The sequence below is a fragment of the Pseudomonas sp. 50_B genome (assembly GCF_017491625.1).
Taxonomy (GTDB): domain Bacteria; phylum Pseudomonadota; class Gammaproteobacteria; order Pseudomonadales; family Pseudomonadaceae; genus Aquipseudomonas; species Aquipseudomonas danubii.
Genome location: NZ_JAFGYX010000044.1, coordinates 1 through 13,395 on the forward strand (window position 1 = coordinate 1; position 13,395 = coordinate 13,395).

The window sequence follows — 13,395 nt, forward strand, 5'->3', positions numbered from 1 at the left end:
TCACCGCCGGCAGCCTGCCGGCCGGCCTGATCCTGAACACTGCAACCGGCGCCATCAGCGGCACACCAATGGCCAGCGGCAGCCTCAGCCTGACCATCACCGCCACCGACGCCAACAGCGCCACCGGCTCCCAGGCCTACTCGATCACCATCGGCGTCCAGGCGCCGGTGGCCGGCGCCGTCAGCGCCACGGTGGCGGCCAACAGCAGCACCAACCCGATCACTCTCAACCTCAGCGGTGGCGCGGCCACCAGCGTCGCCGTCGCCAGCGCGGCCAGCCATGGCACCGCCACCGCCAGCGGCACCAGCATCACCTACACCCCGACTGCCGGCTTCTCCGGTTCCGACAGTTTTACCTACACCGCCACCAACGCCAGCGGCACTTCCAGCCCGGCCACCGTGACCATCACCGTCAGCGCGCCGACCCTGGTGCTGACCCCAGCTTCCCTCGGCGCCGGTACCGCGGGCAGTGCCTACAGCGCGACCCTGAGTGTCTCCGGCGGCACGGCGCCCTACAGCTACAGCATCAGCAGCGGCAGCCTGCCGGCGGGCCTGAGCCTGAACACCGCCAGCGGCTTGATCAGCGGTACGCCCAGCACCAGCGGCACTGCCAACCTGACCATCACCGCCACCGATGCCAACGGCGCTACCGGCTCCCAGGCCTACTCGATCACCATCGCCGCGGTGGCAATCAGCGTGCCCGCCTCCAGCCAGATCCTCGCTGCGGGCCAGTCAGCCACCGTCGACCTGACCCAAGGCGCTACCGGCGGTCCATTCACCCAGGCCATCCTGGGCTCGGTCACCCCGGCCTCGGCCGGCCAGGCGAGGATGATGGGCCCGTTCTCGATGCGCTTCGTACCGTCGGCCGCTTTCGCCGGCACCGCGATCGTCAGCTTCAGCCTGCAAAACGGCAGCGGCTCCAGTGCCTCGAGCACCGTCACCTTCACCATCCAGGAACGTTCGGACCCCACCAAGGACGCCGAAGTGATTGGCCTGCTCAACGCCCAGACCCGGGCCGCGGAACGCTTTGCCAGCACCCAGATGGACAACTTCAACCGGCGGCTGGAGCAACTGCACCAGATCAGTTGCGACCGCAATTCGTTCAACGCCAGCCTGCGCAAGGAAGGCCGCGAGGTGCCGCTGGGCGAGATCGCCAAGGCCGTCCAGGACCAACTGGGGGCCTCGGCCAACCAGACCGAGCAGGAAAAACGCGAAGCCGCTGCCGCCCTCAAAGACAATTGCCAACAGGATGCCCTGGCGTTCTGGAGCGACGGCTTCGTCAACGTCGGCTCGACCCACGCACGGGGCGCCCGGGACAACAGCTTTACCACCCTGGGCCTGAGCGCCGGGGTCGACTATCGCCTGTCGCCCACGGCCATTGCCGGGATCGGCTTCGGCTACGGCAACGACCGTAGTGACATCGGCAAGAACCACACCCGCAGCGACGCGGACGCCATCGGCATTGCCACCTACCTGAGCCTGAACCTGGCCCCGCAGGTGTATGTCGACGGCCTGCTGGGCTACAACCGCATCAGCTTCGACTCACGCCGCTACATCACCGGCAGTGCCGATGACTATGCCCGTGGCTCGCGGGATGCCGACCAGTTGTTCGCCTCCCTGACCGCCAGCTACGAGTACCGCCAGGGTCCGCTGTCGCTGACCCCTTACAGCCGCCTGAATGCCAGCACCACCCGCCTGGACGCCTACCGTGAAAGTGGCGGCGGCATTTATGGCCTGTCCTACGACGAGCAGCGCCAGCAGAACTTCACCTCCTACCTCGGCGTGCGCTCGGGCTACGACCTGATGACCCCTGTCGGTGTGGTCACGCCCAAGGTCGGCCTGGCCTGGGGCCACAACTTCAGTAACAGCAGTGACTACAAGATGCGCTACACCGACCAGGGCGACGAAGGCACCCTGTACCGGCTCAAACCCGATGCCCTGGACAGCGATTTCGCCAGCCTGGACATGGGCGTGGACTTCAACCTGGGACGCGCCTGGCAACTGGGCGTCTCGTACAAGACCGCCCTGGGCTCGGACGAACGCAACGACACCTTCCGCCTGGGTCTCAACGGTAAGTTCTGAACGACACGTTCTGAACCCTGGCCACAGATTAGTGGCCCAGGGCTGAACCCCACAGATGGAAATGGCTCCCCTTGAGCCACGGCAACAAAACAACACCCCGCCAGAGTCCGACTCTGGCGGGGTGTTGTGTTTTAACAGCGCCGACAAGCGCTCGATCCAGCAGCAGCCCTCAGGCCGTTGGCAGTTGCCCGGCCTCGATTTCCTGGGTCGTGCGTTCCACCGCGCGCCGGGTCTTGTCGATCAACTCATCGATATCACCGCGGGTAGCCACCAGGGCCGGGGCCATGATCATGCGCCCGAAGGTCGAGCGAATGATCACGCCTTCTTCGAAGCCCAGGGTGCGACAGCGCCAGGCGATGTCGTTCTCGTTGGCAAAGCGTTTGCGCGTGGCCTTGTCCTCGGCGAACTGCAGGGCCGCCACCAGCCCGGTGCCCTGGATCTCGCCGATCAGCGGATGCTTGCCGAACACTTCGCGCAGGCATTGCTGCAGGTAGGGACCGGTGTCGTTCTTGACCTGGCTCACCACGCCTTCATCGCGCAGGGCCTTGAGGTTGGCGATGGCCACGGCGGCCGCCACCGGGTGCCCGGAATAGGTCAAACCGTGGGCGAACACCCCGCCCTGCTCCACCAGCACCTGGGCGATGCGCTTGCTCAGCACCAGGCCGCCCATGGGGATGTAGCCCGAGGTCAGGCCCTTGGCGATGGACAGGGTATCGGGCTCGAAACCGAAGTGCTGGTGGGCGAACCATTCCCCGGTACGGCCGAAACCGCCAATCACTTCGTCGGCACACAACAGCACGTCGTACTGGCGGCAGATGCGCTGGATCTCCGGCCAGTAGCTGTCCGGCGGGAAGATCATGCCGCCCGCGCCCTGGAACGGCTCGGCGATGAAACCGGCGACGTTCTCGGCCCCCAGTTCGAGGATCTTTTCTTCCAGCTGACGGGCGCAGCGCAGACCGAACTCGGCGGGCGTCAGGTTGCCTTCGTGGGCGAACCAGTAAGGCTCGTCGATATGCGCCACGTCCGGGATCAACCCGCCCATGTCGTGCATGAACTTCATCCCGCCCAGGGCGGTGGCCGCCAGGGTCGAGCCGTGATAGCCGTTCCAGCGGCCGATCATCACCTTCTTCTGCGGCTGGCCGAGGATCTGCCAGTAGCGACGCACGCTGCGGATCAGCACCTCGTTGGCCTCGGAGCCGGAGTTGGTGTAGATGGCGTGGCTGTAGTGCCCCGGCAACAGGCTGAACAGCAACTCCGAGAGTTCCACCACCGCCGGGTGAGTGGTGTGGAAGAACATGTTGTAGTACGGCAGCTGTTCCAGCTGGGCGCTGGCGGCGGCCGCCAGGTCCTTGCGGCCGTAGCCCAGGTTGGTGCACCACAGGCCGGACATGCCGTCCAGGTAGCGCTTGCCGTCGTTGTCCCACAGGTGCAGGCCCTGGCCCCGGACGATGACCCGCGGGCCTTCGGCATTCAGCGCCTTCTGGTCGAGAAAGGCATGGATATGGTGCGCGGCGTCGGCGGCCTGGTAGTCCTGGGTGCTGCGTTGCGGGGCGTTGTCTGGCTGAGGGTTGGAAGCGCTCATGGTCATTCTCCTGCACGGCAAGTGGGTTCAAGGGAAGAGGTTGCAGCGAGCCCCGGTTCGAGGGGCAACAGCGGCTCGGGAACAAACAGTGGCTTGCGCATCACCAGCTTGATCCAGAGCACGGCAATCACCGAGATCACCCCGAGCACCACCCCGGCGCTGCCGAAGATCCGCGCGGTCATCTGCGGCGACGGTGAGACGTGATAGATCGCAAACAGCATGCCGACGATGCCCAGCACCTGGGGCCAGGGGTAGAAGGGTGAACGGAACGGCCGTGGCGCCTCGGGGTAGCGACGTCGCAGGGCGATCACGTCGATGTGCACGATGATGTAGGCCAAGAGCCAGGCCAGGGCCGCGGCCAACAGCAGCAGGCTGATGGAATCCGGGTCCTGGCCCAGCAGCAGGATCGGCAGGCCCGTGAGCGCGGCAATGAACAACACCGCCACCCAGGGCGTACGGGTGCGCGGACTCAGGCGCTTGAACTGGGGAAAGGCCTGGCCGTTCTGAGCCATGCCGTAGAGCATGCGCGGCAGCGCCGCCAGGGACGAATTGACCGTGCTGCAGGTCGCGGTGATCACCGCACCCACCAGGAACAGTTTGCCGGCCTCACCGAACACCGAGGTGGCGAAGAGGAAATGCGGCAGCGGGTTGCTCGCCAGTTGCTCCCGGGGAATGCACAGCAGTGCGCCGAGGCAATACAGAGTGATCACCAGGAAAATGATGCTCAGGCCAATGATCATCGAGCGCGGGATATTGCGTTCCGGGTTGCGGGTTTCCTCCACCAGCGGGCAGACGAACTCGGCACCGACAAAGCCCCAGATGGCCATAGCGGCCAGCGCCAGCGCCCCCACTTCCATCGGGTTCCAGCCCTGATCCAGCGGCAGTTGCAGATCCGCCTGCGCGCTGCCGATGGCGCCCAGGCCCAGGGTCAGGGTCAGCAGAATCACCACCATCACCACCGCCAGGACCGTCTGCAGCTTGGCGAAGACGTCAATGCCCAGCAGATTGAGCAAGGTGAAGGTGCCCAGCACGCCATAGGCCACCAGCATCGGCGGCAGCGCGCCGGGGTAGACCTTGCCGATGATCAGGTCCAGGAGCAGCAGTTCGGCGGACAGGGCGAACATCGCCACCACCATGTAGCCGGAGAAGGTGGCGAGGATCGCCGGGAAGTGCCCGATGGCCACTTCGGTGTAGCTGCTCAAGCTGCCGGCCCGAGGCACCATCAGCGCCAGTTCGGAAAAGGACAGCGCGTAGGTCAGGGCCATCAGATAGGCCAGCAGCAGGGGCATGAAGAAGCCCAGCCCGGCCATTCCCGCCCCTTGCAGCATCAGCACCATCACTCCCTGGGACACCACCAGGCCGACGGCTACCGAGACCAGCGAACCCAGGCCCAGGACCCGGCGCAAACCGCCGCGTTGCAGGGGGCTTGCAGCCCCGATGGAGACACTTGCAGTCATGGCACACACTCCGCTTTTTATTGTTGTGGGCCTGCCGCCGAAGCGGCAGGTAAAGACGCGCTCTGACGGCGCGGCACTGGACCTGGCGAGCAGGTCGCAAGGCATGGCTCAGCGCAACTGGAACCAGGTGGTTTTCAGTTGGGTGTACTTGTCGAAAGCGTGCAGCGACAGGTCGCGACCAAACCCCGATTGCCGACCGCCGCCAAAGGGCACGGTGACGTCCAGGGCGTCCACGGTGTTCACCGACACCGTGCCGGCCCGCAGCTGCCGGGCCACCCGGTGGGCACGGTTGAGGTCATCGCTCCACAGCGACGCCGCCAGGCCATAGACGCTGTCGTTGGCCAGCGCTACAGCTTGTTCCTCGTGGTCAAAGGCGGTCACCGCCAGCACTGGGCCAAACAGTTCTTCGCGAAACAGGGTCATCTGCCGATCCACGCCCGTGAAAATGGTCGGTTCGATGTAGTTGTCGCTGCCATCGATGATCAGTTGCCGGCCGCCGCACGCCAGCTCGGCGCCCTGCTCCCGGGCGCCCTTGATATAGCCCATGACGCTGGCGGTCTGGCGGGCATCGACCATGGCCCCGGCACGGCTGGCCGGGTCCAGGGGATTGCCCGGCCGCCAGTCCCGAGCCTTGGCTTGCAGGCGTTCGACGAACGGGTCATGAATGCTGCGTTCCACCAGCAGCCGCGAGTTGGCCGAACACACCTCGCCCTGGTTGAAGAAGATGCCAAAGGCGGCCTTCTCGGCGGCCAGGTCCAGGTCCTGGCAGTCGGCGAACACCAGGTTCGGGCTCTTGCCGCCACATTCCAGCCAGACCTGCTTGAGGTTGGATTGGGCCGAGTACTGCATGAAATACTTGCCCACTTCGGTGGAGCCGGTGAACACCAGGCAATCCACATCCGGGTGCAGGCCCAGGGCGCGACCGGCCTCGACGCCCAGGCCCGGCACCACGTTGAGCACCCCTTCCGGCAACCCGGCCTCCAGGGCCAGTTCGCCCAGGCGCAGGGCCGAGAACGGCGACTGCTCGGCGGGCTTGAGCACCACCGAGTTGCCCACCGCCAGGGCCGGCGCCAGCTTCCAGGCCGCCATGTCCAGGGGGAAGTTCCAGGGCACCACGGCGCCGATCACCCCCAGGGCTTCACGGCTGATGCTGGCGTGGCTGGTGCGGGCGCCGGGGGCCACCTGATCGTAAAGCTTGTCGACGCTTTCGGCGTACCAGGCGAAGACGTTGGCGGCACCAGGCACGTCAATGTTCCAGGCATCCATCACCGGCTTGCCCATGTTCAGGGATTCCAGCAGGGCCAGCTCCTCGCGGTGGGCGAGCATCAGCTCGGCCAGACGCAGCAGTACCTTCTTGCGTTCCACCGGGGCCATGCGCGCCCAGGGCCCCTGGTCGAAGGCCCGGCGCGCGGCGGCCACCGCCAGGTCCACTTCGGCGGCGCCACAGGCGCTGACCCGGGCCAAGCGTTGATTGGTGGCGGGGTTGATGGCATCGAACGTGGCGCCGGACTGGGCGGACAACCGTTGGCCGCCGATCAGCGCCTGGTCAATGAATGTTTGCCGGGCAGCTCGCTGCTGCCAGTAACCGAGATCGAACACGCTGCACTCCCTCGTCGACCGTGGTAACGGCCTGGTTGTTAGGTAGGTAGGTAGGTAGGTAGGTAGGTAGGTAGGTAGGTAGGTAGGTAGGTAGGTAGGTAGGTAGGTAGGGAGGATGGTGCGTCACCGCGAGCGAGAGGAAAAATACTAAAAATATGCTCCGGCACCATGAAAAAGCTCGGTAGCCAAGGTCCTGGGCCGGGCCGCACAAACGCCAACGCCCAGGCCATCCGGAAGATGGCCTGGGGCGTGAAACAAGACTCGTCAAGCGCTGGGCAAGGTCAGGTCGGACGCTCCAGCCAATCCCCCAGGCGCCGCAGCATGGCGTCGCAGGCGTGCAACTGCTCAAGGCTGATGAACTCGTCCGGCTTGTGCCCCTGGTCCATGCTGCCCGGGCCACAGACCACCGTGGGGATACCGGCCTGATGAAACAGCCCGCCCTCGGTGCCGAACGCCACAGTGCCGAACGCCCGCGAACCACTGAGCAACGCCAGCAGTTCGGCGGCTTCGCTGTCGGCGGCGGTGGCCAGCCCGGGGTAGGCGCTCAAGGGTTGCAGGGCGATCCCGGTGTCGGCCTGTACCGCCTGCATCTGCGGCAGCAATTGATCCTGGGCATAACGCTGCAGTTCATCCACCACGGCCTGGGCATCGAACTCCGGCAGGGTACGCACCTCGAAATCGAACTCGCAGTCCGCCGGTACGATGTTCAGCGCCCGGCCGCCCTTGATGGTGCCGGTCTGCACCGTGGAAAACGGCGGATCGAAGCGCGGGTCGTGGTGTTCGGGACGGGCCAGTCGGCCGCCGATCTCCCCCAGCTTGCCGATCAGCCGCGCCGCGTACTCGATGGCATTGACCCCATATGGCGCATAGGCCGAATGACAGGCCGCGCCACGCACCTGGCAACGCATGGCCAGCTTGCCCTTGTGGCCCAGCACCGGGCGCAGTTCGGTGGGCTCGCCGATCAGGCACAGCAACGGCTTGTGCCGGCGCTGCTGCAATCGTTCGAGCATCGGCCGCACGCCCAGGCAGCCCACCTCCTCGTCATAGGAAAAGGCCAGGTGGATCGGTATGCGCAGCTCTCGCCGGACCAAGCCCGGCACCGCCGCCAGCACCGAGGCGATAAAGCCCTTCATGTCGGCGGTGCCACGGCCGTACAGGCGCCCTTCCCGCTCGCTCAAGACAAACGGCTCGACGCTCCAGGCCTGGCCATCCACCGGCACCACGTCGGTGTGCCCGGACAGCACCACACCGCTGCGATCGCCGGGACCGATGCTGGCAAACAGATTGGCCTTGGTGCGCTGCGGGTTGTAGATCAGTTCGCTGTCCACCCCGTGGCCCGCCAGGTAGTCGCGGATAAAACCGATCAGTTCCAGGTTGGAGTCGCGGCTGACCGTGGCAAAACCCACCAACCGCGCCAGCAGCTCGCGGCTCGAATGCTCACTCATTGCCCGGCACTCCGTAGCTGGGCGCCGCCGTGGGGTCCAGGGCCCGGGTCAGGTAGTCCTGCATCTGTGGGCGATAGGCCTGCCAGAGGCCGGCCAACTGGCCGATAGGGTCTTCATCGGCCCAGTCCACCCGCAGGTCGACGATGGGCCAGGTCAGGTCGTCCACCACGCTCAGCGCCGCCGAATGCACCGGCCCCGCCTCGCCCCCGGCAGCCATCGCTGCGTGCATGGCCGCCAGCAGGCGCTCGACGAGAATCCCCGGCGTCTGTTCGAACGCCTCGACCATGGCCTCGATCACGCCTGTGCCCGCCAGCAGGTTGCCGGCGGCCACGCATTGTTCGCCGGCCAGCGCGTTGTGCAGGCCCAGGGCTTGCTGGCCACTGAACAGCGCTGTGCGCCCCTGGCCGTCGATCACCGTCACCTGGCGGTACTGGCTCCAGCCGTTGCTGCCCAGGGCCTTGTCCAGGGCCGTGCCGGGATCGAGCTTGTGGTTCTCCAGCAGATCGAGAATCTGCGGCCCCAGGGCCGGCAGGGTCACGTTCTGGGTGGCCACCGCCCCCACTCCCGCTCGCACCCAGGGGCAACGAGCACCGACGGCGATGCTCGACGAACTGATGGCGATGCCCAACTGGCCGGTTTCGGCACAGCGGCCAACGATGGAAAAAGTCATGGCAACTCCTTGGCCCACTGGGCCTGCATGGACGCTCGACTCGGCGCCGCTGGAAACAACCGCACGGGGGTCACTCGGGAATGACCGCGATCACGTCGATTTCCATCAGCCATTGCGGCTGGCCGAGGGCCGAGACCACCAGGCCAGTGGAAATCGGGAATACGCCCTTGAGCCACTTGCCCACCTCCTGATAGACCGGCTCGCGGTAACGCGGGTCGGTGAGGTAGGTAGTGGTCTTGACGATATGGGACAGGTCGCTGCCGGCTTCTTCCAGCAGTTGCTTGACGTTTTTCATCGCCTGTTCGGCCTGGGCTCGCGGGTCGCCGAGGCCCACCAGCCGACCGTCGAAATCAGTGCCGACCTGACCGCGCACGTACACCGTGTTGCCGGCACGCACCGCCTGGCACAGGTCATTGTCCAGGGACTGGTTGGGATAGGTGTCCTTGGTGTTGAACATGCGAATACGGGTATGAGTAGGCATCAGTGGGCTCCCACGCTGTCGAGGTTGCGGATCGGTGTCTCTGGTTGCGCTGAAGTCTGCGTCGAGGACTGCCGGGCTTGGCTGTAGGCCAGGTATTTGCGCTGGGTCGCGATGTGATCGGCGACGTGCTTGGCGTCGTGCCAGACGCCCCAGATAAAGGAGGAACCCCGACGCGACAGCCAGGGCAGGCCGAGGAAATAGACCCCGGGTTCGCGGGACACACCGCGCTGGTGCAGGGGCTTGCCCTGTTCGCTGAAGGTATCCACCTGCAGCCAGGAAAAGTCCACGGCATAGCCGGTGGCCCAGATGATCGAGGTGACCCCGGCCGCCAGCAGGTCCAGCTCCAGGATCGGCTGTTTCACGCACTGCGGATCAGGGACTGGCTGCCGAGCCTCGGGCTCCGGCGGCAGGTCGAGGCCGTTGCGGGCGATATAGGCATCGGCCGCGTCCAGCAGCGCCAGGTAGTTCTCGTCGCCTCGGGCCAGGTTGTCCACCAGGTCCGCCCGGAAGGTTACGCGCTCACCGTCGAAGGCCTGGGTCAGCCCCACCAGGGTGATGCCTTGATGGGCCAGGGCGCGGAAGTCGATGGTCTGGCCGCCGCGGGCACCACTGACAGCAATGGTCACGTGCTCCCGGCCCGGTTTGGCAATCTCCGCATCCCATTCCCCCAGCACCCCGAGCCACCAGCAGAAGTCCCGGCCACGGTAGGAACGCGGCGGACGGTCATGGGCCCCCACCGACAGGTAGACCTGGCGCCCCGCTCGCTGCAGCTCATCGGCAATCTGCACGCCGGAGGAACCCGCCCCCACCACCAGCACCGCACCCGCCGGCAGTTGCTGCGGATTGCGGTAGGCGGCGGAATGGATCTGCTCAACCCGTGCATCCTTGGGCGCAATCGGCGGAATCACCGGGCGCTGGAAAGGTCCGGTGGCGGCCACCACGCGCTGGGCCTGGATCACCCCCTCGGAGGTCTCGACGGTGAAGCCGGGGCGTCCGACATTGCGCTGCACCTTGCGCACTTCCACACCGGTGCGGATCGGCGCATTGAACCGGCGGGCATAGGCCTCGAAGTAGTCCGCCACCTGATCCTTGGCCGGGAAGGCATCGGCAGGGGTATCGAATTCCAGGCCGGGAAAGCGGTCATGCCAGGCCGGCCCGTTGGCCACCAGCGAGTCCCAGCGTCCGGTGCGCCAGGCCTCGGCGATGCGGCTGCGCTCCAGCACCAGATGGGGCACCCCGAGCTTGCTCAGGTGTTCGCTCATGGCCACGCCGGCCTGGCCCGCGCCGACCACCAGGGTATCCACTTGTATTTGTTCTACGGTCATGTATGTGTGTCCTTCTGCAAGACGAAGGGCGTCAGCGCAAGCGCTGGACACCTGGTTCAGAACCCGGGTGTGAGTCGGATGCAGCAGATGGTGCGACAGACGTCGGCGAAGGAAAATGACTAAAAATGTGCTCCCTGGATAAGAAAAAACGAGGCAGCACGAGGGCCTACGGCCCCGGGTTGCACGAGGCCGGACCGTGGTCGGGGACGTCCGGGCGCTGACCCGCGGCCATCAGACTGATCAGTTTGGCCGTTCAGATGATTACCCGGCGAAAATGCATTTCCGTGCTTTCGATCTGCAGGCACTGAGGGCACAATGCCTACCTTTTTGGCTGGCCCTGCCGGAGACCCTGAAATGATCAAGACGCCGTACTACCTCATCGACAAGCAGAAGCTTTTGAGCAACATGCAGAAGATCGCCTACGTGCGCGAGCAGTCCGGCGCCAAGGCCCTGCTGGCCCTCAAGTGCTTCGCCACCTGGTCGGTGTTCGACCTGATGCAGCAGTACATGGACGGCACCACCTCCTCGTCGCTGTACGAGCTCAAGCTCGGCCGGCAGAAGTTCGCAGGCGAAACCCATGCCTACAGCGTGGCCTGGGCCGACGACGAGATCGAGGACATGCTCGCCAACTGCGACAAGATCATCTTCAACTCCATCAGCCAGCTGCAGCGCTTTGCCGATGCCTCCAGCGGCAAGGTCCGCGGCCTGCGGGTCAATCCCCAGGTGAGCAGCTCGGACTACCTGCTGGCCGACCCGGCGCGCCCGTTCAGCCGCCTGGGCGAGTGGGACCCGGCGAAGATCGAAGGCGTGATCGAACAGATCTCCGGCTTCATGTTCCACAACAACTGCGAGAACGGCGACTTCGGCCTGTTCGACCAGATGTTGACCACCATCGAAGAGCGCTTCGGCCACCTGCTGCACAAGGTGGAATGGGTCAGCCTCGGCGGCGGCATTCACTTCACCGGCGAGGACTACGCCCTGGACGCCTTCTGCGCGCGCCTCAAGGCGTTCTCCGAGAAGTACGGCGTACAGGTCTACCTGGAGCCGGGCGAAGCCGCCATCACCCAGAGCGCGTCCCTGGAAGTGACCGTGCTCGACACCCTGTACAACGGCAAGCACCTGGCGGTGGTGGACAGCTCCATCGAAGCCCACATGCTCGACCTGCTGATTTATCGCTTGAACGCCAAGCTGTCACCAAGCACGGGTGAACATACCTACATGGTGTGTGGCAAATCCTGCCTGGCCGGGGACATCTTCGGCGAATACCAATTTGATCGTCCGCTGGCCATCGGCGATCGACTGTCGTTCATCGACGCTGCGGGTTACACCATGGTCAAGAAAAACTGGTTCAACGGTCTGAAAATGCCGTCCATTGTCGTGAAACAACTCGATGGCAGCATCGACGTGGTGCGCGAGTTTGGTTTCGAAGACTACCTGTCCAGCCTTTCCTGAGCGGACAGACACGAGGAGAAGTAAATAAATTGAAGAAGAATGTTCTTATCATTGGTGCAGGAGGTGTCGCCAAGGTGGTGGCCCACAAGTGCGCGCAGCACAACGACGAACTCGGTCGTATTGCTATCGCGTCGCGCAACATCTCCAAATGCCAGGCCATCATCGACAGCGTCAAGGCCAAGGGCAGCCTCAAACAGCCCGCTGAAATAAAAGCCTTCGCCCTCAACGCGCTGGACATCGAAGCGACCAAGGCGCTGATCCGCGAGACCGAGTCGCAGATCGTCATCAACGTCGGCTCCGCGTTCCTCAACATGTCGGTGCTGCGTGCCTGCATCGATACCGGTGTGGCCTACCTGGACACCGCGATCCACGAAGAGCCGGGCAAGATCTGCGAGACCCCACCCTGGTACGGCAACTACGAGTGGAAGCACCTCGAGGAATGCCAGGAGAAGAAAGTCACCGCCATTCTCGGCGTGGGCTTCGATCCGGGCGTGGTCAACGCCTATGCCGCCCTGGCCAAGCAAGAACATTTCGACCGCATTGATTCCATCGACATTCTCGACGTCAATGCCGGTTCCCACGGCAAATACTTCGCCACCAATTTCGACCCGGAAATCAACTTCCGCGAATTCACCGGACAGGTGTGGAGCTGGCAAGACAGCCAGTGGACCAGCAACACCATGTTCGAAGTCAAGCGTACCGACGACCTGCCCGTGGTCGGCTCGCAGAACCTGTACCTGACCGGCCACGACGAAGTGCACTCGCTGTCGAAAAACCTCGACGTGCCCAACGTGCGCTTCTGGATGAGCTTCGGCGAGCACTACATCAACGTGTTTACCGTGCTGCGCAACCTCGGCCTGCTCTCCGAGCAACCGGTCAAGACCGCCGAAGGCCTGGAAGTGGTGCCACTCAAAGTGGTCAAGGCCGTGCTGCCTGATCCGGCCTCCCTGGCCCCGGGCTACACCGGCAAGACCTGCATCGGTGACCTGGTCAAGGGCACCAAGGATGGCCAGCCGCGCGAAGTCTTCATCTACAACGTGGCTGACCACGAAGAAGCCTACGCCGAGACCGACAGCCAGGGCATTTCCTACACCGCCGGTGTACCGCCAGTGGCTGCCGCCCTGCTGGTCGCCCGTGGCGAGTGGGACGTGCAACGCATGGTCAACGTCGAGGAACTGGCGGCCAAGCCGTTCCTCAAGGCGCTGGACGTGATGGGCCTGCCGACCCGCATCAAGGACGAGCATGGCGATCGTCCTTGGGACGCCGCCATCTGATCCTGCCCCACCCACAGCGGGCGCCGACC

The 13,395-nt window shown here is 65.0% G+C and carries 10 protein-coding genes; 3 read left to right on the plus strand and 7 right to left on the minus strand.

Going from position 1 to position 13,395, the window contains the following annotated elements; translation table 11 throughout:
* On the plus strand, positions 1 to 2,081 hold a 2,081-nt coding region (locus J5M73_RS30420; protein WP_207816822.1), incomplete at its 5' end, for an autotransporter domain-containing protein.
* Positions 2,082 to 2,250: 169 nt separating this feature from the next.
* On the opposite strand, the gene J5M73_RS30425 is transcribed toward J5M73_RS30420, so the two are convergent.
* The 7 genes from J5M73_RS30425 to J5M73_RS30455 form a co-directional block, all read right to left on the minus strand.
* The gene (locus J5M73_RS30425) at positions 2,251 to 3,663 is read right to left on the minus strand and encodes an aspartate aminotransferase family protein (protein ID WP_102863080.1); all 1,413 of its coding nucleotides are present in this window, start codon (positions 3,661 to 3,663) and stop codon (positions 2,251 to 2,253) included.
* A gap of 2 nt (positions 3,664 to 3,665) precedes the next feature.
* A complete protein-coding gene (locus tag J5M73_RS30430; RefSeq protein ID WP_207816823.1) occupies positions 3,666 to 5,120 on the minus strand; it encodes an APC family permease in 1,455 nt (484 codons plus the stop codon).
* A gap of 108 nt (positions 5,121 to 5,228) precedes the next feature.
* Positions 5,229 to 6,719, minus strand: coding sequence for an aldehyde dehydrogenase (locus J5M73_RS30435; protein WP_102863078.1), 1,491 nt, complete (start codon positions 6,717 to 6,719; stop codon positions 5,229 to 5,231).
* A gap of 281 nt (positions 6,720 to 7,000) precedes the next feature.
* A complete protein-coding gene (gene argE / locus J5M73_RS30440) occupies positions 7,001 to 8,164 on the minus strand; it encodes an acetylornithine deacetylase (protein ID WP_102863077.1) in 1,164 nt (387 codons plus the stop codon).
* Positions 8,157 to 8,834 (minus strand): DUF1028 domain-containing protein, encoded by a 678-nt coding sequence (locus J5M73_RS30445; protein WP_102863076.1) that lies wholly within the window; start codon positions 8,832 to 8,834, stop codon positions 8,157 to 8,159. The genes argE and J5M73_RS30445 overlap by 8 nt, the downstream gene beginning before the upstream one ends.
* 70 nt (positions 8,835 to 8,904) lie before the next feature.
* A complete protein-coding gene (locus J5M73_RS30450) occupies positions 8,905 to 9,315 on the minus strand; it encodes a RidA family protein (RefSeq protein WP_011061806.1) in 411 nt (136 codons plus the stop codon).
* Positions 9,315 to 10,640: an NAD(P)/FAD-dependent oxidoreductase gene (locus tag J5M73_RS30455; protein WP_102863075.1), complete on the minus strand. Its 1,326-nt coding sequence runs from the start codon at positions 10,638 to 10,640 to the stop codon at positions 9,315 to 9,317. Before J5M73_RS30455 ends, J5M73_RS30450 begins: the two co-directional genes overlap by 1 nt.
* 354 nt (positions 10,641 to 10,994) lie before the next feature.
* Here J5M73_RS30455 and J5M73_RS30460 point away from each other — a divergent pair, with 354 nt between their 5' ends.
* Positions 10,995 to 12,092, plus strand: a complete 1,098-nt coding sequence (locus J5M73_RS30460; protein WP_102863074.1) for a carboxynorspermidine decarboxylase — start codon at positions 10,995 to 10,997, stop codon at positions 12,090 to 12,092.
* Between the two features lie 29 nt (positions 12,093 to 12,121).
* Positions 12,122 to 13,366, plus strand: a complete 1,245-nt coding sequence (locus J5M73_RS30465) for a saccharopine dehydrogenase family protein (protein WP_102863073.1) — start codon at positions 12,122 to 12,124, stop codon at positions 13,364 to 13,366.
* Positions 13,367 to 13,395: the final 29 nt, after the last annotated feature.